Origin of the sequence: Psychrobacter phenylpyruvicus DSM 7000 = NBRC 102152 (assembly GCF_000685805.1) — a bacterium.
Lineage (GTDB): Bacteria > Pseudomonadota > Gammaproteobacteria > Pseudomonadales > Moraxellaceae > Psychrobacter > Psychrobacter phenylpyruvicus.
This window is the reverse complement of sequence record NZ_JMKP01000002.1, coordinates 132,217-153,190: the sequence shown is the minus strand read 5'-3', so window position 1 is coordinate 153,190 and position 20,974 is coordinate 132,217. Positions and strand designations below refer to the sequence as shown.

Sequence of the window (20,974 nt, the reverse complement as noted above, 5' to 3'; positions counted from 1 at the left end):
GATAAATAAAGTAAGCCAATGCCGGCTAAAACTTTAGGCTTTTAGCCAAACTTTTAACCAAATTAGTAGGCCTTTAACCAGCTTGGGCAAACTATTTTGTGACTACTTTAACATATCCAGTAAAATAGCACTCATACAAGCTACTATTTTGGTGTAATAAACATCTATTTTTCATAATCCTTATTCACTATTACCATTCACCGCACTTATTATTTTAAACCCCAACCCTAAGAGATTTTCTTCTATGAAAGGTTCACTATTTATTGTCACTGCCGCTTCAGGCACCGGTAAAACCTCCCTAGTTAAGCAGCTTATCGCCACTACCAATGATTTGGCAGTTAGTGTCTCTCATACCACCCGTGAGCCGCGCCCAGGTGAAATTGATGGCCAACATTATCACTTTACTGATGCCGAAACCTTTACTAAAGGGATTGAAGCGGGGGAGTTTCTTGAGCACGCTCAAGTCTTCGATAACTATTATGGAACCTCTAAACAGAGCGTGAATAACCAATTAAATTCAGGTATCGATGTGATTCTAGAGATTGATTGGCAAGGCGCGTTGCAAGTTAAAGAGTTGTATGACGATGTGACGATGATCTTCATTCTTCCACCAAGCAAAGCTACTTTGCGCCAACGTTTATCTTCCCGTGGTCAGGACTCGCAAGAGGTTATCGAAAAACGTCTGGCCGGTGCAGTGACCGAAATGCAGCAGTACGTTCATTTTGATTATGTGGTTATTAATGATCAGTTTGAGGCCGCTTTGACTGAGCTGAAATCTATTATTATAGCCAAACGTCAGACGCTAAGTCGCCAGCAAGCCCGTTATGGTGATACTATTAGCGATCTGATCAGTGAGTAACCCAAAATTACTACAATCAGGCATCCCTTTAATTTGATTGATAAAACTTTTAGAGGCTTGATCAAATAAAGCTACCCACTTCATGCAGTAAATTTGCTATAATAGCTGATTAACTATCGAATTTTTATATATCACCTAGTGATAACAAGAGGACTTTATGGCACGTGTAACCGTAGAAGACTGCTTACATGCAGTAGATAACCGCTTTGAGCTGGTATTGGTTGCCAGCAAGCGCGCCCATCAATTGGCCAAAGGCATCTCTGAGCCATTAGTTGAAGTCAATAATGACAAACCAACGGTATTAGCGTTACGTGAAATCGCAGAAGGTTTAGTGACTAAAGATATCTTAGACCAACCTGATCATCATTTTGCTACCAACTCATTAGACTTAGCATTAAGCGGCGGTCAAGGTTTTTAGTAACTAATTGGCTAAATGCTAAAGAAGAGCAAGTTATTTATGAAGCAACTCACTTTTCTTTAAGCCCTTAAAAATAAAAACCACGATAAGCACTAAGCAAGTCGTGGTTTTTTATATTCTAATTAATTGTTTGTGAGCAATAATAGTCCTTTAACTTTTGTCAATAACCGTGTTTTATTGAACTAATACAAGCCCTATAACTCTGTCTGTGCTGTGCCTTAGTTGACTTTAAGCACAATTATTTTATTTTTTTTAAGACATTGCTGGCTTATTGGTTGACACGCAGCTTTTTTTAAGATTAATTAAGAGATTGAGGGGCTATTTATTTTTATTATTCCCACACTATTTTTATTGCTTTATTTTCATAATTTGACCTGGGATAGACTTAATACCCCTTGAATAAGTCTTAACAGGGAATTATTAACTAACTTATAGACTTACAATCTAAATTGATTGCCTATTATTGTCTGTTGTCTGGCTGAAGGATGATTAAATGATGTTACACTCAAATATTAAAAACACTCCTAATCCTGATGCAAGCTTATCTGACTCTGAAGCCAATATGACTGATTCTCTAAAAACTGATATTGATGGCAATGTAATCAATAATATTGCCAACTCAAACAACATTGTGGACACCTCAATAAGTCCAGATATCATCTTGCCTAACTCCTATGACGATGAGCATTTAAATCAAACCTCTTATATGCAAAATCTACCTAAGCTTAGCCACCATTTGGTAGATGAAGCTCAGCGCAACTTAATGCGTGCTGTTGCCTACTTAAATGATGCTGAGAAGCAAGACGTGCTAAATGCGTGTGCCTACGGGGATAAGGCTCATATCAAAGACAAAAGAAAATCTGGTGAGCCGTATATCACTCATCCTATTGCCGTTGCCGAGATACTAGCGGGCTTTCGACTCGATAGAGACAGTATTATCGCTGCAATATTGCATGATACGGTAGAAGATACAGAAGTAACCTCAGAAGAAGTTGCCGAGCTTTTTGGTGATACTGTGGCAAGATTAGTAGATGGGGTTACCAAGCTAAAGTCGTCCAGTCATAATAAAAGACAAAACAAAGCAGCCACCTTCCATAAGATTATGTCTGCCACTTTGGATGATCCTAGAGTGTTAATTATTAAGCTGGCTGACCGCTTGCATAATATGTCGACTTTAGACTCAGTACGCCGAGAAAAACAAAAGTCTACCGCTTCTGAAACCTTAGAGTTCTATGTGCCATTCGCCCGTTTAATGGGGATGAATGACATAGCCGACTACATGGAAATCTTGTGTTACCGTAACTTAGACCCCGTTATGTATACCAAGATGTCAGACAAGCTTTTACAGCATGGTTTGGGCCGAAAATATCAAAAAGAGACGATTCAGCAATACCTCAATTATGTGTTAGATCGACACAATATCTCAGGCCATGTACGTACCTTAGAAAATACGGTTATTATGTACCGTCAATTTTTCCGTAACCGCGGAGAAATCGATGATTTGTTACGTCACTATGCCTTTGAAATCGTTACCAATACTATTGAGGATTGTGACTTATTAGCAGAGTATCTAATCAAAAAATATCGTATCTCTGAAGACTTTGTTGAAGACAATATTCGCCATCCATTACCAGGCGGTAACCAGTCGTTAACCTTAACCTACAAACGGGATAATGACACCATTAAAGTGACGCTGCTTACTCGTAAGATGGAAGCCGTTTCTCGGCTAGGCGTTATCGGCGCCGAGCAGGCCTCTGACTTGAGCCGCTCTGTCATCAAGGCCTCTTTACGCAATATGAAAGAGCTCATCGACTATGACGCGGAGGGCAAAGGCAAAGAAGGCAATCCTGATTATGATGAAATGGTGGAAACCATTGATGAGCTTATCTCTTATTTAAATACTCGAAAAATACTGTGTTACAGTCCCAAAGGTCGTGCTTATGAGCTACCCCGTGGTGCCACAGCGTTAGACTTCGCTTATGCGGTGGGTCCTAAAGTGGGTAATATCGCAGTTGGAGCCAAAATCAATGGTGAAAACGCCAAGCTCGGCTCTACCTTAAAGCCTGGTGCTACTGTAGAGATTGAAATTGACCCCAATGCCAAACCAAAGGCTGAGTGGCTCGGCATTGTGGTAACCAGTAAGGCCCAGCGCTCATTGAAACGCTGGTTCAGCAGCCTACCTATAGAAGAGCAACAACAGCATGGTAAACAAGCTTTAGACCGTGCGCTACAAACCTATGGTAAGTCTCTTGATGATGTCACCGAAGCGGACTGGCAAGACTTATTGCTCTGGCAAAATGTCGATAAAAAAGAAGACTTATACGAGCGTATGACTGCAGGCGCTCTACTCCCCCAGCTAGTGGTATCCAGGCTGTTTAGTGATGATGTCACCAAGACGCACCAACAAGCTAGCCAAAAAGGCTTTGATCGTCCCAATCAGCTTTTGTCTAACGCCAACGGCGTTGAAGTACACTTCGCTGGTTGTTGCCGACCTATCTTTGGCGACCCTATTATTGGTCACTTAACCATGCATGGCTTGGTGTTGCACCGTCATCGCTGTTATTCTATTGTCAACAAATATGTTGAGAAGCCGTATGAATTGGTCCAGCTCAACTGGTACAGTGAAGAAGAAATAGAAAAAAGTATCGAGCACCCCAGTGAGCGCCCACATTTCACCGCTTATTTAAAGATCAACTTGGCCTTAACCGATGAGCAAGTATCGCATGTGCTGTATACTTTAAGACAGCTAAATATTGGGATCGAAAAAATAGACGTTCGCTCTGACTCAACGATTATTCATGTCATAGTGCGCAGTCGCAGCCATGTCTTAGAAGGTATTGAAGCTTTACGCCCTCATGTAGGCTTTGGTAGTATTCGCCGCCTATATCGCTTATAACGGTGTACTCTGCCTCAACTTATAAATAAACAAATAAACTATCCATCTTAATCAATAAAAAAAGGAAATAATTATGGCCCGTCAAATTATTCATACCGATAAAGCCCCAGCAGCCGTTGGCGCCTACTCACAAGCAGTGAAAATTCCATCAGCTGGCGGTAGCTTAGTATATATCTCAGGTCAGCTGGGTTTTGATCCAGAAACTATGGAGCTTCGTGACGGCTTTGATGCCCAAGCTGCTCAAGTTATGGACAACATCGAAGCTATCTGTGAAGCGGCTGGTGGTAAGCTAAGTGATGTGGTGAAATTCAACGTATCATTAACCGATTTAAACGATTTTGCTGCGTTAAACGCTATCTTCTCTGAGCGCCTGTCTGAACCATTCCCTGCCCGTGCTGCGGTTCAAGTAGCTGCTCTACCTAAAGGTGGTGTCGTTGAGATTGAATCTATCTTATTTATCGAAGACTAATGGCTCAACTATTGGCGTCTAGCTACTTCTAGCTACTTCTAGCTGATAAACTAGGTTATAAACTAAACAGGCTTTAGTTTATAACCTTTCTCTTAAGGAGGCTTCCACCTGATGCTGATTCGTGTCGCCCTACCGGTTCCTCTTTATCGTGAATTCGACTATCTTCCCCCCTTAAATAAATCTTCAGATAAACTAAGTGTTGCTGATGACAACGCTTCCGCCCTTCCCCCTATTGGAGGAAGAGTGCAAGTTTCCTTTGGCCGGCAAACTTTAATCGGCATCGTTGTTGATCATATTGATAGCAGCTCTAGTGATGTCCCAGTCAATAAACTAAAAGCCATCAAACAGGTTATCGATACTAAGCCCTTATTAAGTCAGCAGATGCTGTCTTTAGCCCGCTGGTTGGCAAGTTATTATCACTATCCCTTAGGCGATGTGCTCTCCGTCATGTTGCCAACGTTAATTCGTCAAGGCAAACCTCTCGACTTATTGATTACTCATTGGCGCATCCTGCCTAATGTGAGTGACGATGATTTCCATAGTAGCGCCCATAAGCAAAGACAGCAATTTGCGCTGCTAAAATTACATGGAGAACATGGTGCGAGCGAAGATACTTTACTGTTAGAGGGGATGCAGCGCCCCTTCTTAAAGCTATTGGAAGAAAAAGGTTTAATTGAACGCTACTTACAACCAAAAGCAGCGCCCAGTCCGGTCACTTTGGCGAAGATGCAACTGACGCTTAATGAGCAACAAAAACACGCCGTGGATAGCATTGTGGCAACTGCCAAAGAAGATAAATACTGCGGGTATTTATTAAATGGAGTGACAGGCAGTGGTAAAACTGAAGTCTATTTGCAGGCAATGCAATCTGTGCTGGAGGCTGGCAAGCAAGTACTGGTATTGGTTCCTGAGATTGGATTAACGCCGCAAACTAGAGCCCGCTTTGCAGAGCGCTTTGCAGCCAATATTCTACTGCTACACTCTGGGCTTAATAATACTCAGCGTATGCATGGCTGGGAGGATTGCCGTGAAGGACGTGCTCAAATTATTATCGGCACCCGCTCCTCCATCTTGCATCCTTTTGCTAATTTAGGGCTAATAGTCGTTGATGAATCGCATGATCAGTCTTATAAACAGCAAGACACCTTGCGCTATCATGCGGCGGATGTGGCGCTATATCGAGGCTATCAATTGGGGATCCCCGTGGTATTAGGCACAGCAACCCCCTCCTTAGAGCATTTAAAGTTGGTTCAAGATGGCAAATTGACCGAGCTTGTCCTCACACAGCGTGCCGGTAATGCCCAAGCGGCTACCTTACAATTAGTCGATGCCCGTGATAAGCCTACTCAATTTAGTAACTTACCAGCCACTCCCAGCGAGCAAGCTTCCCTATTGCCAAACTTAAAGCACTCACAAAACACAGGGCTGACAGAGGATACCATCAGTGCTATACGCGACACCTTGGAAGCTGGTGATCAAGTATTGGTATTTCTAAATCGTCGTGGCTATGCCCCCATCTTGCTGTGTGAAGCCTGTGGTTGGCAAGCAGATTGTGTTCGCTGTGAGGCCCATTTAACAGTGCATCACAGTCAGCTCAATACCAATCAGCCCAGCTATCTAAAATGTCACCATTGTGACTGGCAAGCCTCTATCCCCCTGGCCTGCCCAGACTGTGCAAGTGTCAACTTAAATGCTGTGGGTATGGGAACAACTCGATTGACAGAAAGCTTACACGCTCTTTTTTCAAACCCTCAAACCAGCAAAAAAACCTATCCCATCATTCAAATCGACCGAGACACTACTCGAAAAAAAGACAGCTGGGAGGACATATATCGGCGTATTAATACTGGCGAGCCTGCCATTTTAGTGGGGACCCAGATGGTGGCTAAGGGACATCACTTCCCGAATGTTACTTTGGTATGCTTACCAAATGCCGACCGCGGGTTTTTGTCCCCGGACTTTCGCTCACCAGAGCACACAGCACAATTAATTATCCAAGTTGCCGGCCGCTCAGGAAGAGGCAATAAGCCTGGTAAGGTATTAATCCAGACTGTACAGCCTGAAAACCCCTTACTACGCAAGCTGGTGCGTGATGGCTATCAGCCTTTTGCTCTTGAGTTATTAAAAGAGCGCAAAATGTTAGGTCTGCCCCCTTATACTCATGGGGCTTTAATTCGCTGTGAAGCGAAAACTTTACAACGGGCCACTCAGGTCTTAAAAGAGGCCATCGCCCTTATGCCCCCGCATGACCTGGCAATCTTGGGCCCCATTGATGCCCCAATGAAAATGAAAAACAGTCGCTATCACAGCCAGCTTTTATTACTATCCAAACAGCGTCAACCATTGCACCAACTATTAAACTTTTGGTGGCCCCAAGTATTACAGCTGCCTTCAGCCAAATACCTTAAGCTGACCTTGGATGTTGATCCCGTAGGCTGGTAGCCACCTAAATTTGATTTATAATATAGACTTACTAATCATAACTTTTCGGAGATTAATAGCAGCTATGACCTCAAATAGTGATCATAATCATGAGCCTATTCATGCTCATGAGCCACCGCACTTTCACGATGAGCCCACCGCTCGAGATATGAGTAAGCAGCGTCGTACTTTGCTGTTTAGCTTCGTTCTAGTCACAGTATTTATGTTAGTAGAAGCTGTCGGTGGTGTCCTAACCAACAGTTTGGCTCTATTATCGGATGCCGGGCATATGCTGTCTGATGCGGCTGCTTTGGGAGCCACTTTACTGGCCTTTAAAATTGGTGAAAAAGAAGCCAATAAAGAGAAGACTTACGGCTACAAACGTTTTGAAATTTTGGTCGCGGGAGCCAATGGCGCAACCCTAATTATTATTGCTTTGATGATTGTTTGGGAGGCTATTGGGCGCTTCACCTCTCCCCCAGACATTGCTTCTAAGGGCATGTTAATCATTGCTACTATTGGTTTAACCGTCAACTTGATAGTGGCCTATATGCTACACCGTGGCGGTGCCTCTCATAGTCATGACCATGAAGATCCTGAGTCAGGAGCTCAAAACCTTAATATGCACAGTGCCTATTTGCATGTATTAGGAGACCTACTAGGGTCGGTGGCTGCCATTGTTGCTGCTTTAGCAATGATGTGGATGGGCTGGTGGTGGGCTGACCCTGTAGCATCAGTTGTGGTGGCTATTTTGATTTTAATCAGTGGCTATCGAGTGGTTAAAGCTTCGACACATATCTTGATGGAGGGCACCCCAGAAGAGATTTGCTTGGATGAGGTTAAAGAAACCATTGAGTCTCATGAGCATATTATTACCGTTCATGACTTGCATGTGTGGAGTATCACCAGTGGTATCCATGCCCTATCTTGTCACGTGGTGGTTGATGGAGACTTACGCATCTTAGAAGCCAGTGAGTTGATTCACGAGCTTGAGCATAGCTTGGCACAATTAGGTATTAGCCACACTACCATTCAAGTCGAATCCATTGAGCACCCACATAATAGATTAGATGCCATAGTTTGTGCTTTAGATGAGATAGACACTCCTAACAATGGTCACAGCCATATTGGTCATCATCATTGATACTCTTTGCAACACATACGGACATAGACAGCCTCCATGCGGAAATCCTGTCTATGTCTGCCTCTACGTCTGCATAGGTTGTCTCAGCTATCTAAGCAGCCATCTACTCTAACCGACGGCATGCTTATGTTGGTTGCTGTAACGTATGAAGAATGGACTTAACCTCTTGTTGATATTGATCAGGCTTTATTTGCAAAATAGCAAATAGCTCAATCACAAATTCGTCAGCACTATAAAAGGGATCGATATAGCTGCCATCTAAGCCCAAGTTTTTGCTACAAAGAACGTAACGCAGGCGATCCGTGGCGGCAAATGTGTGCTTCTTAGGATAACCCATCGACTTTACGATATCCGCCGATCGAAGTTGAAGTGAGATAATTTGTTGCACAGCCAATGCTGCCAGTGGACACTTTGGCTTATATCGAGGGGTATATTGGAAGGAATTAGTAGCCGCTGCTGTAGCAGCAAGGGTTTGAAATTCACACATTATAGACTCCTAGAACTCCGACTGAAACGAATCTTAAAAGGCACAACGGACCGTGTCGGAGTACAGGTTCATGCGCTTTACCAGAGTTGTTTTATATCGTGCTGGAAGTTGCAGTGATAGAGTTATCAATAACTTAGCTATCCATTAAACCCACGATGATGGTTTATTATATTATCATAAAGTTTTGGCTGATTAAATAAAAGCTCAGGCTATTTTACTAGCCTGAGCTTTAGCACACCTCAATTTGAATACCTGTAAATTGTCTCAACCCTCCTTTTAAGACAGCCAATCATTACAGAGTATTGATTGGTACCTTTAAATAACGAACCCCATTATCTTCTGGTTCTGGCATCTCGCCAGCACGAATGTTGACTTGAACCGAAGGAATGATGAGTCTTGGCATCTCAAGTGTGGCATCGCGCTCAGTGCGCATCTTGGTAAACTCAGCTTGGCTGATCCCGTCTCTGACATGAATATTGCCAGCTTTTTCTGCTGCGACTGTAGTCACTGGACAGTGCTCTCGCCCTTCTGGCGGATAGTCATGACACAGATAAATTTCAGTATCTCCAGGTAGCGATAATATCTTTTGGATGGAGTGATACAAATCATCGACATCTCCCCCTGGGAAATCCACTCGAGCTGTACCCACATCTGGAGCAAATAATGTATCCCCAACGAAGATGGCCAGCGCTCGCTCACTATCGGTCGTATCTTGCGCCACGTAAGCCATATCTGCTGGGGTATGTCCTGGAACATGCATTACGCTAAGCTTGATATCCCCTAGCATAAACTCAGTACCTTCTTCAGTTAATTTATCAAACTGACTGGCATCTGTCTTAAAGTAGTTTTCTAGATTAAACACCTCTTTGAATATCTTTTGAACTTCAGTGATGTGCCTACCTATTACCAGCTCACCACCAAGCTGCTGCTTGATATGCGGTGCTGAGCTAAGATGGTCTGCATGAGCATGAGTCTCGATAATGTATTTTACGGTTAGATCTTGCTCTTTGACATAACTAATCACCTCATCCGCCGACTCGGTACTGGTATAACCTGATTTAAAATCATAATCCAATACAGGGTCAATAATGGCACACAGCTTATTGGCCTCATCAATTAATACGTGAGTATAAGTCTCTGTATCCTCATGTAAGAACGATTTAATTTGCATAGGATTCCTTCTATTGTAAATTCTGTTTGACTTTATAATGCCTGAAAACGGTTGTAGTTACTAGATGATAATATATATAAATATGTAATATATATAGGCATAGTAATAGTAGTATTGGTTTTTGTGTTAAATGTCAGCCTAATCTCGTAACATTCGCTGCATAATGTTAGTACTGTAACATTTGCTACCTGAAATCAAACCCATAAAAAAAGCTGGCCATAGCCAGCTTTTTTTAGAACAAGTTATTTAATTTACTTACTTGCTTCGACTGAATTGCTTAGAACAAAACACGAACGCGAATAGTCTCTTTGATATCTCTTAACTTATCTAAGGCTTCTTTTGAGTTACGGTTGTCTACATCCATAACCAAATAACCCACATCGCCTTCAGTCATTAAGCTTTGTGCCAAGACGTTAATGCCGGCACTAGCGAATGAGCTGTTAATTTGTGACAGTACGCCTGGTACGTTTTTGTGGATATGTAGTAAGCGGTGTGAGCCTTCTTTAACTGGGATACTAACTTCAGGGAAGTTCACAGAAGTAGTGGTATCACCAGCGTCAGAGTATTTAACAAACTTCTCTGCCACTTCAAGACCAATATTCGCTTGTGCTTCTTGAGTAGAGCCCCCAATGTGCGGCGTTAGGATAACGTTGTCAAACTTACGCAGTGGAGATTCAAACTCTTCATCTGCTGACTTTGGCTCTTTCGGGAAGACGTCTACTGCAGCCCCTAAAATTTTACCTGATTCTATAGCAGCGGCTAAGTCATCAATTTCCACACAAGTACCACGCGCCGCATTAATAAAGTAGCTGCCGTCTTTCATTAGATCAAACTGCTCTTTTTTCATCATATAACGTGTACTTGGTAGGTCTGGTACATGCAGAGTAACGATATCTGCATTTTGTAATAGCTCTTCTAAACTACCCACTTGCACCGCATTACCTAGAGGTAGCTTGGTCATTACGTCATGATAAATAACCTTCATACCTAAGCTTTCGGCAAGTACTGATAACTGTGAGCCAATTGAGCCATAACCCACAATACCCATCACTTTACCGCGAACTTCATGTGAGTTCTTAGCGGACTTACCCCAACCACCACGGTGTACCACAGCGTTTTTCTCAGGGATGCCACGGTAAAGCATAATTGCTTCAGCCAATACCAGCTCCGCTACTGAACGGGTATTTGAATAAGGGGCATTAAATACAGGAATACCAAACTCACGAGCAGCTTCTAAGTCTACTTGGTTGGTACCGATACAGAAACAACCGATTGCAATAAGTTTTTCTGCTTGCTCAAGAATGTCACGGGTTAACTGAGTGCGTGAGCGAATACCGATAAAATGAACATCTTTAATTTTTTCTGCTAATTCGTCAGGATCTAAAGCATGCGTTAGATATTCAATATTGGTGTAGCCCGCATCATTTAAAACTTTCAGTGAGTTCTCGTGTAAGCCCTCTAGCAGTAAAAAACGTATTTTATCTTTCTCAAGCGATAATGCCATGTCTTTGCCCTTATTTTGATGGGTTATTAATTTTCAATGGGTTATTAACTACTAACCTTATCTGGTATCACTTTGCCATAACAAGCCTAAAAGTGAATAATATGACGTAAAGTGAGCCACTATCTCGGTGACTACCCTAAACTAAAGTCGCTCGTCTCAAACTGCGACTTACATCCTCCATTAGCACTATGTCATAATATAACTATCTTATAACATATTTTATTATTTTGGCAGACTAAATTATGAATAAAGCCCTGTCAAATACGACTATAATGATAAACTTTCAGTTATGCGGCTTATCGCAACTGGCTTTTGTTTGTTTTTCACATGTTTTGTATCCTAGACTTCTGTAGAGACTAATATGACTGCATCCAATATTTCAAGTAATACTTCCGCTGCTCATGAACTGGCACACAGCTCAGATCAATCATTAGTTGATGCTCCAGAGCTTTCAAAAGATCAAATAACAGACCCTGCAGCATTATCTGCTCTACTCACTAGCCTAACCACTGCTTACGGCTTTGACGACAGCCAAATCAAAACTGACGCTGAGAGCTTAGAGTACTGGGGTAAAGACTGGACCAAACATTTTGCCCCTGCTCCTTGTGCCATTGTTTTCCCCAAATCAACCGAACAAGTCCAAGCGGTGATTAAGCTTGCCAATGAGCACAACATCGTCGTAACACCAAGCGGTGGCCGTACCGGTCTGTCTGCAGGCGCTGTGGCCAGCAATGGTGAGATTGTCATTAGCCTAGATAAAATGAATAGAATCGGTGAGTTTTATCCAGCCGACAGAATGGTTGAGATTGAAGCCGGTGTCATCACTGAGCAATTACAGCAATTTGCTGAAGACAAAGGCTTGTATTACCCTGTTGACTTTGCTTCGGCAGGATCAAGTCAAATTGGCGGTAATATCGGTACCAATGCTGGTGGTATTAAAGTGATTCGTTATGGCATGACCCGTAACTGGGTTTTGGGCCTAACTGTGGTTACTGGTAAAGGCGATATCCTTAAGCTGAACCGCGGTATGATTAAAAATGCCACCGGTTATGACTTACGCCACTTGTTTATCGGCGCTGAAGGAACGCTAGGTATCGTCACTAAAGCTCAGATGAAACTTGAGCGGGCGCCGCAAGATTTAACAGTGATGGTATTTGGTATGGATGAGTTTGAGCACGTGATGAATGTGTTGTCTGCTTTCCAATCACAGTTAGATTTAACCGCATTTGAATTCTTTGATGATGTGGCAATTGATAAATTAATGGCCACCGGACATGTTCAGCAGCCATTTGAAGCGCGTACCAAATACTATGCACTACTAGAGTTTGAAGCACCATATGAGCCTATTATGGATAAAGCCATGGCCATGTTTGAGCAGTGTATGGAGAACGGCTGGATTGTAGATGGGGTAATGAGTCAAAGCCTATCGCAGGCAGCTGAGCTGTGGAAACTGCGTGAATATATCTCAGAAACTATCTCTGTCTTCACTCCGTACAAAAACGATGTGTCAGTGCTGATTAGTTATGTGCCGGAATTTATTAAAGACATCGAGGCCGTAGTAAACACTAATTATCCTGACTTTGAGATTTGCTGGTTTGGTCATATTGGCGATGGAAACCTACATCTAAACATCCTAAAGCCGGAGAACTTATCTAAGGATGAATTCTTTGAAAAGTGCCAAAGCGTGAACGACTTAGTGTTTCAGACCGTGCAAAAATATGGCGGCTCGGTATCAGCAGAACACGGTGTAGGTATGACCAAAAAGCCTTATCTAAGCTATAGCCGCAGTGAAACTGAGATTGAGTACTTAAAGGAATTGAAGCAGGTATTTGATCCAAAAGGTATTATGAACCGTGGCAAGATTTTTGATGTTTAAGTCAGCTTCATACCATGTCGCATAATACTGTTTAAACTTTATTTCTTTTTAAATCATAATTTTTCTTAAAAAAATGCCCTTTAGCTAACTAAAGGGCATTTTACCAATAATACTATGGCCACAATGGTCAAAATAGCCAGTACACTTTGGACCAGGATAAATGCCTGATGCGGTCCAACCACGTGGTGAATCATATTCCCCAACGCATTGAGACTAATGCCTGACTCCTGAATATGGGGTGGTGTTTGTATTTTTTGAATGGCCTGTAGGAACTCTTCCGTTTCCTCCCTATTCCATTGACTGGGTTTAAAAGGAAGAAATCTAGACAAGGTATCGGCTTGTTTTTTGGTTTCAGGAGACCACAGCCAACGCTCTAGAAACATCAAGCGCATACCCCAGTTACTAAAGTCTCGCTGCTCAATAGGTTGTACTATCAGTATTTTTGTCTCTTTGTGCCGAGTATCATCAAAAATCTCTTGTAGCAAAGGCAATAGTACTTTTTTTTGCCCTTCCAAGCATTGCAAAAACTGACCGTTTCCGTAGCAAAGTGTTCCTGTAATCCCGTTCTGTTGATTATACTGACGAGCATCTTGCTCTACAGTCTGAAAAATAGCGGGCTTAAAACGGCTTTTGAAAGTCAGACTACTAGCATAGACCAAACGAACCAAAGCATTGTCTTCTATTTTACTTAACGCCGTGGCCGTACTGTGTTCGTTGAGAGGCATAATTTAGTCCTTAGTATGCACCACAGTTTGTTATCCAAAGTAGAATTAAATAGAGCATACATAATTTAATGTCAATAATACAATAAATTACGTTTTTTATATACTTATTAACAGATAAATTAAATATTTGTTATTTCAAGCATTTTTAGCTTAGCTATATACGCCATAAACTTTCTTTTTTTATAGCCCGGATCAGTTATCTATGCAGACTGACTTGATTTTTAGTCTGAAAGCAATAAGGGTATTAACACTGATTCACAACAAAGGTAGGTAGGTTACAATTCTTCAGTTTTCATCTACACCCTGGCCTTTATAATATGTTTTTTTACAATACGTAAATGCTTACTAACCAGCACTTAGCAATGACTGCTCAATAATTGCTACTTAGCGCTTATTAATGAATGCATACTTGGCGCTAATTGCCAGTATTCTCTTGGCTATTTGTAAATTATTAATATTTTCTTATTTATTTGCGGATGACACCACCTAAGTTGGTGACTCTTTGATTTTATATTTACAAAATTCTTTTATATCTAAAAAAGCTTTCCTACTTTAAATCGAAAACTTTTTTATCCTCGTGACGAGTAATTCCATGACCCAAAAAACTGAAGACTTTCACTTAAAAATAGCTGAAATCAAGAAAAAAGATTACCCTCAACTAAAAACTTTAATGGACCGTGTTTACGTTAACTTAGGCGGTGCTTGGTCAAAAAACACTGTCCATACTCTGATTGACTCCTTCCCTGAAGGACAAATCGCCTTGTTTGACCATGATAAGTTAATTGGCATGGTATTAACCATGCGGGTCAATTATCAAAAATTCTCGAACCCTCATACTTATGACGACCTACTGGGACAACGTGAGATTATCAAAGATGACCCTGAAGGCGATGCATTATATGGTATCGATGCCCTAATCGATCCAGATTATCGTGGCTATCGTTTGGGTCGCCGTCTTTATGATGCACGCAAAGAATTATGCCGTCAGATGAACTTCAGAGCCATTTTGGCAGGCGGCCGTATCCCCAAATATCACAGCTACCAAGACATGACTCCAGGTGAGTATATTGATGCCGTTGAGAACCGTGAGATATACGACCCTACTCTATCCTTCCAGCTATCAAATGGCTTTATTGTTAAACGCATATTAACCGGCTATCTGCCTGATGATAAGCAATCTAAAGGCTTTGCGACTTTGTTAGAATGGGCCAACATCTATTATGAGCCACAAGAATATAAGCCCAACACTCGCAAAACAGATGTGCGTATTGGTGGCATTCAGTGGCAGATGCGTGAGGTGGAGTCTCCTGAAGAGTTATTGCAGCAAGTTGAGTTCTTCGTTGACATTATGGCCGACTATAATGCTGACTTTGCTTGCTTACCAGAATTCTTTAATGCGCCACTAATGGGACTGTGTGATTCAACCGATCAAAACGTTGCTATTCGCTTTTTAGCGGACTATACCGAGTGGTTTAAAAATGAGATCTCAAATTTAGCAGTCAGCTATAACGTTAACGTTATTACCGGCTCTATGCCTTTATTTGATGAAAACGAAGAAGTGCTTTATAACGTCAGCTACCTATGCCGCCGTGATGGTACTGTGGAAGAACAACGCAAAATCCACATCACCCCGCATGAGCGTAGTGCCTGGGTCATTGAAGGCGGCAACAAAGTACAAGTGTTCGACACCGATGCTGGTCGTATTGGTATTTTGATTTGTTATGATGTAGAGTTCCCAGAGCTAGCCCGTCTATTGGCACTAGAGGACATGGACATCTTATTCGTTCCTTTCTGGACAGACACCAAAAACGGCTATTTGCGAGTTCGCCACTGTGCCCAAGCTCGTGCCATCGAAAACGAATGTTATGTCATGATTTGTGGCTCTGTAGGTAACCTACCTCAAGTTGAGAGCTTGGATATCCAGTACGCTCAATCTTCGGTATTCTCTCCATCTGACTTTGCTTTCCCACACGATTCAATCATGGCGGAAACCACAGCCAATACGGAGATGGTATTTTTCTCAGACTTAGACTTAGATAAGCTTATTCATGTGCGTAATGAAGGTTCTGTCAATAACTTAAAAGACCGCCGTGAGGACTTATTTACCCTAAAATGGAAGAAAAAAGCCAAAAAGTCTGTGGAAAATAGCTCACGAGAAGAGTTAAAACAAAACTCTCATAGCGTCACCGAAGGTGTGCCTATGCACGATAGAGCGACCAAACCTTTTTAATTAAAAGCTGTTTGGCTTGAGACTTCTCTGGCTTCAGAACCCACTCATTTATTAAAGATATGAATAACTATGACACAGGACAAAAAGTCAGTGGATGACTATCAACCTAAAAGCAACGAGACCTCAGTAGTGGGTTCGGCTTCAAAGCCGAACTCAAAACTACTCTCTTGGGGTTGGTCTGCGCTTAAATACTTGGTGATCTTTGCGGTTATCTATACTGTGATTAACTGGTGGCGACAACCGGTCATGCCGGCTGATCCTCAGCTGCAATTGACAGATTATCAAGGACAAAGCGTTGATATCGAAGCTTTGAGCCACGAGTCTCCCGTCTTAGTTTATTTTTGGGGAACTTGGTGTCCTATCTGTAGCACCACCTCTCCAAAAATAAACTCCTTAGCACAGTCGGGCAGCTATCCGGTGGTAAGCATTGCAGTTCAATCGGGTAGCAATCAAGATATTGAGCAGTTTATGACCGAGCATAACTACTCATTCACCACCATCAATGACGAATCTGGCAAGATCTTTAATGACTGGGAGGGACAGGTTACCCCCTCTTATGTGGTCCTAAAAGACGGGGAGATGAAGCAAGGTTTGACCGGAATTCAACCTGAATGGTCTCTTAGATTAAGACTGTGGTTATCTTCGTTATTTTAGATTAACGCTCGTCTCAAGTTTTCTTTATCCTCCAAGCAGTTAATTTTGATAGTAGCTGTCATTCTGTCGCAGCCACCAGTTCATATTATTCTGCCGTTTCGCTCTAAAGTCTTCAAGCTTAATAGCCGCCTTACTATTATGACGTCTTAAAGTATCTAACCCAAATAATATAGGCACACTGACCAATACCCCATGACGTAGTCTAGACTTGGGTAATCCTAATCCATCACTAATATCATCACCGACAAGGGTACGGGTCACGCTGGCGTTGACCAGTTCTACAAACCTGCCTTTTCTATTGTCCTCACCCATAATTTGCGAAGGTAATCTATGCAGAGCATCTGCCAAGGGTTTACCTACTTCAAAATCTAAATGTTGGGTTGCCAAATAGGTATAGAGCCAAGCCCAGCAATCAGTCTCATTCTGTGGCAAACGCTTCAAATCAATACCCATCCACCAACTCGCTAAGTGCCATAGATGCAAGATACCTTTGGCTTCCTCGGCGCTAATTCTTGCGCCTAGTATTCTTAGTCCACGCATGATAAGCAGTGAAAACTGGAGATGAGTAGCCACCATGTCGGTTTGATTAATAGGGATACCCCAGTAATCGCTATCCCAACCTTGTTCAGTCAGCTTTTGCCTCACTATGGCATGTATTTGACGCACGTTGATGCTCTGACGCCAGCCTTCACTACCGATGGCCAATACCGTTGGGGCGTCATTAAGTTGAGGATGTTCTGAAACTGCCAAAATATACGAGTAGGTGCGCATTAATCTAGGCAATGCCTCGTGAACCAAAGCACCGGTCTGTATTAATGGCAGTGACAAAGCAGGAATACTGTATCCTGCCATTAAGGACACATTCCTTAGTAACCAAATCAGCATTAAGGGATAGCGGCGATAGGCTATGGCACCAATTTCGGCTAAGTCTGGGTCAAACCACTCTGGATGAGTAGAGAATTGAGTGGCCAGCTGCTGAAAATCAGGGTTATCAATTAAGTCGCTATTTAAATCCAAGTCAATGGCTGATGAGGTGTTAGAATCATTATTGGATTTAATATTTGGTTGACGCGATACAGCGTCTACATACTTGTCAACAATGTAAGCTTGCAATGGCTTGGCGAACTTTTGATTATTTGCAAGTAATCTATCGACGACCGGATCACCGATATCATAGCCTTCTGCCATCTCTTCAAGCAGTGCTGAGGATACTTTGAAGTCTTTAGGTAATAAGAATTTGCGAATTCGCTTTAATACCTGTAACTCAGCATGCTGAGTTATCTCTGTGGTACGACCATGCTTTCGAATCATTGAGTTACTCATGTTAGATTTGCCCTACCGAATATGAAAACGATAACAGGCATTAAAAAATCTAAATTTAAATAGGTTTATAATCTGACTCAACTATTATTAATTTAGTATAACTTATATTGCTTTAATACTACTTAGCATATGTAGACTGCTGCAGATTCAACTTTATTAATAGTCCTATTATTTCATTGTTTATTTTAATTTGTCAGGGTAACACCCTACTTATAACCTCTTAAATTCGTCTATAATACATTTCCTTACAATACTACTGTCAACTTCTATATTAACGTCATTAATACAGCAATATAACCCCACACTAAGGACTACCTATGGACCCTCGCCCTGTGGATACCCCCACACCTCACAATGTAGAACCTACCCCCTTATATGAGTATGATCCCGACTTTAGTAATGGCAAATGGTTCCCGACCTGGAAGCCTTTTCAAGGGGATTTAGATCAGCATTCTGTCGCTATTAATGAGTACTTACCTGCCGGCAAAAGTGTCATGTTAGGAGTGCAGCATACGTTTGCTATGTTTGGTGCAACGGTGCTCGCCCCCTTATTAATGGGTTTTGATGTTAACCTTGCCATCTTGATGTCAGGTATCTGTACTATCCTTTTCTTCTTGATGACTGGCGGACGTATGCCCAGTTATCTAGGCTCTAGTTTTGCTTTTATTGGTCCGGTTATCGCTGCCACAGCTTACGCCGGTAGTGGTCCTAATACCAATCTAAATGTGGCGCTAGGCGCCATTATGGTGTGTGGTATCCTCTATGCCCTAGTGGGTCTGCTGGTGATGAAGGTCGGTACCAACTGGATTGAAAAATTGATGCCCCCAGTGGTTACCGGTGCGATTGTGATGATCATTGGTCTAAACCTTGCGCCTGTGACGATACAAGGGGTATCCGCCAACCAATTCGATGCTTGGATGGCCACCTTAACCGTGGTATTAATCAGTAGCGTGGCTATATTTACCCGCGGTATGTTGCGCCGTCTACTGTTACTGGTAGGCTTAATTCTGTCCTATGTGATCTACTATCTGGTGACCAACGTTATGGGGTTTGGGACCCCCATTGACTTTAGTGGCGTTCAACAAGCTGCTTGGTTTGGCTTGCCTACAACCCATAAGCCTGAATTTAGCTTGGATGCCATTATCCTTATTGCACCCATTGCTTTTATTCTAATCGCTGAAAACCTAGGTCACTTCAAGGCGGTAGAGGGTATGACTAAGTCTCATGTCACCCCTTATATTGGACGTGGCTTCTTAGCGGATGGCTTAGCCACAACCTTCTCGGCAGGCTTTGGCGGTACCGGGGTAACCACCTATGCAGAAAATATTGGGGTTATGGCAGTGACCAAGGTTTACAGTACTACCATTTTTGTTATGGCTGGTATTGTGGCTATCTTCTTAGGCCTGTCACCGAAGTTTGGCGCTATTATTCAAAGCATACCCCCTGCTCTACTGGGCGGGGCCTCCATTGTGGTATTTGGCTTAATTGCTGTGGCCGGTGTAAAAATCTGGATTGATAATAAAATTGACTTTAGCAAAAACAGCAATCTTATTATTGCTGCTGTAACCGTTATTATGGGTGCCGGTAACTTTAGCCTGCATTTAGGTGGCTTCGACTTAGGCGGCATTGGTACCGCCACTCTAGCCGCCATCGTGTTGAACGCTTTATTCAACCGCGAAATCGCCAATAAGCGTGCGGCTTAGGTTGGTTACCCCAATTATTGGTTAAATCTATTCAGTGTCTAAGTACGCAAAAGCCCACAGTTTACGCTGTGGGCTTTTTTTATTTGCGGCGATAGAACCTGGAAAAAAAACGATAACGTCGCAACTTGGCAGTTTCAGTCAAAGCCTTGGGTTTTAACGAGCCTAAATAAATAGCAAACATGGTTAATCCAGCACCCGTCCACTGTAAGATATTAATCGATTTGTCTAACCAAAAATAGTCGATGAATAAGGCTGCAACAGGCTCACTTAACAGCAATAACCCGGTTAATGCCAGCGATAGTTTAGGAATTGAATAAGCAATCAACCCCCAAGCCAAGCACTGCATCACCGTGCCATAAACGATAATCCAGCCCAAATCAGACAGCGACTTTGGCAGTATTTGGCCTTGATCAAACAAAAACATTGGGATCAGCATGGCCAAGCTACCCCCAATACTAATGCGCTGCATCAATAAAAAAATTGGCGTTGGTGAAGCTTGGTGGGTCAAGCGAATGAAAGTCATCGATGCCGCCAACATACTGGCTGAAACTATCCCAGTCACAAAGCCATAGGCAGCATGATTGTTATTAGCAAACTCAGGACTAGCAATAAATACTACTCCCATTAGGGCAATCACCAAGCTTATCAACTGCAATATGGTCTGACGCTCTTTAAATATTAAGAAACCTAAAGCCGCCAAAAAGAATATCTGTAAGCTATTAAGTAAAGTCGATATACCTGGGCCTACCGCATAAATGCTTTCATGCCATAATGCCAAGTCCAAACCCAAGAAGGCGCCAGACAGCAACGCAAAAACAAGTGCTTTGTTATTATTTAGGCGACTGCTAGCATTGTTACTGTTAGGATTAGGATTAGGGTTATGCTCATTACCATCAACATTGGGCATCTTTTGGCGGAATACTGCGGCCAAAATAGTAAAAACTATGCCTGATATCGCCAGTCGCCAAAAGGCCATGGCATAGCCTCCAACCTCGACATGGGCAACAATGAGACTGCCTAACCCAAATATAATGCACCCAATAATCAGCCCGATCGCTGGCAGCTGCGAGTTGTCCTTTTGCTGTATCATAAAT

The 20,974-nt window shown here is 42.4% G+C and carries 16 protein-coding genes; 10 read left to right on the top strand and 6 right to left on the bottom strand.

The genetic code is table 11. From position 1 onward, the window contains the following. Positions 1–244 precede the first annotated feature (244 nt). The 6 genes from gmk to G561_RS0101380 all read left to right on the top strand — a co-directional run bounded on the left by gmk (position 245) and on the right by G561_RS0101380 (position 8,207). A complete protein-coding gene (gene gmk / locus G561_RS0101405) occupies positions 245–859 on the top strand; it encodes a guanylate kinase (protein ID WP_028857956.1) in 615 nt (204 codons plus the stop codon). Positions 860–1,016: 157 nt separating this feature from the next. Next, entirely contained in the window at positions 1,017–1,277 is a 261-nt protein-coding gene (gene rpoZ / locus G561_RS0101400) for a DNA-directed RNA polymerase subunit omega (protein WP_028857955.1), read from the top strand. A 706-nt stretch (positions 1,278–1,983) separates the two neighbouring features. Continuing rightward, complete coding sequence (locus G561_RS0101395; RefSeq protein ID WP_028857954.1) at positions 1,984–4,173, top strand: RelA/SpoT family protein; 2,190 nt, start codon at positions 1,984–1,986, stop codon at positions 4,171–4,173. A 73-nt stretch (positions 4,174–4,246) separates the two neighbouring features. Continuing rightward, entirely contained in the window at positions 4,247–4,642 is a 396-nt protein-coding gene (locus G561_RS0101390; RefSeq protein WP_028857953.1) for a Rid family detoxifying hydrolase, read from the top strand. Positions 4,643–4,753: 111 nt separating this feature from the next. Then, a complete protein-coding gene (locus G561_RS0101385) occupies positions 4,754–7,084 on the top strand; it encodes a primosomal protein N' (RefSeq protein WP_028857952.1) in 2,331 nt (776 codons plus the stop codon). A gap of 64 nt (positions 7,085–7,148) precedes the next feature. Continuing rightward, entirely contained in the window at positions 7,149–8,207 is a 1,059-nt protein-coding gene (locus G561_RS0101380; protein WP_051584293.1) for a cation diffusion facilitator family transporter, read from the top strand. Positions 8,208–8,331: 124 nt separating this feature from the next. Here the strand turns inward: G561_RS0101380 and G561_RS0101375 are convergent, their stop codons facing one another. From G561_RS0101375 to serA, 3 genes are all read right to left on the bottom strand, one after another. Further along, positions 8,332–8,694 carry a hypothetical protein gene (locus G561_RS0101375; protein WP_028857950.1) on the bottom strand — a complete coding sequence of 121 codons (363 nt, stop codon included), beginning with the start codon at positions 8,692–8,694 and terminating at the stop codon, positions 8,332–8,334. A gap of 292 nt (positions 8,695–8,986) precedes the next feature. Further along, positions 8,987–9,865 (bottom strand): MBL fold metallo-hydrolase, encoded by an 879-nt coding sequence (locus tag G561_RS0101370; RefSeq protein ID WP_028857949.1) that lies wholly within the window; start codon positions 9,863–9,865, stop codon positions 8,987–8,989. A gap of 277 nt (positions 9,866–10,142) precedes the next feature. Further along, positions 10,143–11,369 carry a phosphoglycerate dehydrogenase gene (gene serA / locus G561_RS0101365; RefSeq protein ID WP_028857948.1) on the bottom strand — a complete coding sequence of 409 codons (1,227 nt, stop codon included), beginning with the start codon at positions 11,367–11,369 and terminating at the stop codon, positions 10,143–10,145. Positions 11,370–11,832: 463 nt separating this feature from the next. On the opposite strand from serA, the gene G561_RS0101360 reads away from it, so the two are divergent. Continuing rightward, entirely contained in the window at positions 11,833–13,245 is a 1,413-nt protein-coding gene (locus tag G561_RS0101360; protein WP_051584301.1) for an FAD-binding oxidoreductase, read from the top strand. 80 nt (positions 13,246–13,325) lie between these two features. Here G561_RS0101360 and G561_RS0101355 read toward each other — a convergent pair whose 3' ends face one another. Then, the gene (locus G561_RS0101355) at positions 13,326–13,970 is read right to left on the bottom strand and encodes a BLUF domain-containing protein (protein WP_028857946.1); all 645 of its coding nucleotides are present in this window, start codon (positions 13,968–13,970) and stop codon (positions 13,326–13,328) included. Positions 13,971–14,562: 592 nt separating this feature from the next. Between G561_RS0101355 and G561_RS0101350 the strand changes: the two genes are divergently transcribed. Both G561_RS0101350 and G561_RS0101345 read left to right on the top strand, forming a co-directional pair. Further along, the gene (locus G561_RS0101350; RefSeq protein WP_028857945.1) at positions 14,563–16,200 is read left to right on the top strand and encodes a bifunctional GNAT family N-acetyltransferase/carbon-nitrogen hydrolase family protein; all 1,638 of its coding nucleotides are present in this window, start codon (positions 14,563–14,565) and stop codon (positions 16,198–16,200) included. Positions 16,201–16,269: 69 nt separating this feature from the next. Next, positions 16,270–16,854, top strand: a complete 585-nt coding sequence (locus G561_RS0101345) for a protein disulfide oxidoreductase (RefSeq protein ID WP_081794336.1) — start codon at positions 16,270–16,272, stop codon at positions 16,852–16,854. 39 nt (positions 16,855–16,893) lie between these two features. Here the strand turns inward: G561_RS0101345 and G561_RS0101340 are convergent, their stop codons facing one another. Next, complete coding sequence (locus G561_RS0101340) at positions 16,894–18,177, bottom strand: oxygenase MpaB family protein (protein ID WP_028857943.1); 1,284 nt, start codon at positions 18,175–18,177, stop codon at positions 16,894–16,896. 317 nt (positions 18,178–18,494) lie between these two features. On the opposite strand from G561_RS0101340, the gene G561_RS0101335 reads away from it, so the two are divergent. Next, a complete protein-coding gene (locus tag G561_RS0101335; protein ID WP_028857942.1) occupies positions 18,495–19,880 on the top strand; it encodes a solute carrier family 23 protein in 1,386 nt (461 codons plus the stop codon). A gap of 79 nt (positions 19,881–19,959) precedes the next feature. Here the strand turns inward: G561_RS0101335 and G561_RS0101330 are convergent, their stop codons facing one another. After that, positions 19,960–20,970, bottom strand: coding sequence for a DMT family transporter (locus G561_RS0101330; protein ID WP_037031446.1), 1,011 nt, complete (start codon positions 20,968–20,970; stop codon positions 19,960–19,962). Positions 20,971–20,974: the final 4 nt, after the last annotated feature.

Bases quoted from the DNA above. Each gene is read 5' to 3' on its own strand.
- gmk (WP_028857956.1), top strand. From the start codon at position 245: ATGAAAGGTTCACTATTTATTGTCACTGCCGCTTCAGGCACCGGTAAA.
- rpoZ (WP_028857955.1), top strand. From the start codon at position 1,017: ATGGCACGTGTAACCGTAGAAGACTGCTTACATGCAGTAGATAACCGC.
- G561_RS0101395 (WP_028857954.1), top strand. From the start codon at position 1,984: ATGCAAAATCTACCTAAGCTTAGCCACCATTTGGTAGATGAAGCTCAG.
- G561_RS0101390 (WP_028857953.1), top strand. From the start codon at position 4,247: ATGGCCCGTCAAATTATTCATACCGATAAAGCCCCAGCAGCCGTTGGC.
- G561_RS0101385 (WP_028857952.1), top strand. From the start codon at position 4,754: ATGCTGATTCGTGTCGCCCTACCGGTTCCTCTTTATCGTGAATTCGAC.
- G561_RS0101380 (WP_051584293.1), top strand. From the start codon at position 7,149: ATGACCTCAAATAGTGATCATAATCATGAGCCTATTCATGCTCATGAG.
- G561_RS0101375 (WP_028857950.1), bottom strand. From the start codon at position 8,694: ATGTGTGAATTTCAAACCCTTGCTGCTACAGCAGCGGCTACTAATTCC.
- G561_RS0101370 (WP_028857949.1), bottom strand. From the start codon at position 9,865: ATGCAAATTAAATCGTTCTTACATGAGGATACAGAGACTTATACTCAC.
- serA (WP_028857948.1), bottom strand. From the start codon at position 11,369: ATGGCATTATCGCTTGAGAAAGATAAAATACGTTTTTTACTGCTAGAG.
- G561_RS0101355 (WP_028857946.1), bottom strand. From the start codon at position 13,970: ATGCCTCTCAACGAACACAGTACGGCCACGGCGTTAAGTAAAATAGAA.
- G561_RS0101350 (WP_028857945.1), top strand. From the start codon at position 14,563: ATGACCCAAAAAACTGAAGACTTTCACTTAAAAATAGCTGAAATCAAG.
- G561_RS0101345 (WP_081794336.1), top strand. From the start codon at position 16,270: ATGACACAGGACAAAAAGTCAGTGGATGACTATCAACCTAAAAGCAAC.
- G561_RS0101340 (WP_028857943.1), bottom strand. From the start codon at position 18,177: ATGAGTAACTCAATGATTCGAAAGCATGGTCGTACCACAGAGATAACT.
- G561_RS0101335 (WP_028857942.1), top strand. From the start codon at position 18,495: ATGGACCCTCGCCCTGTGGATACCCCCACACCTCACAATGTAGAACCT.
- G561_RS0101330 (WP_037031446.1), bottom strand. From the start codon at position 20,970: ATGATACAGCAAAAGGACAACTCGCAGCTGCCAGCGATCGGGCTGATT.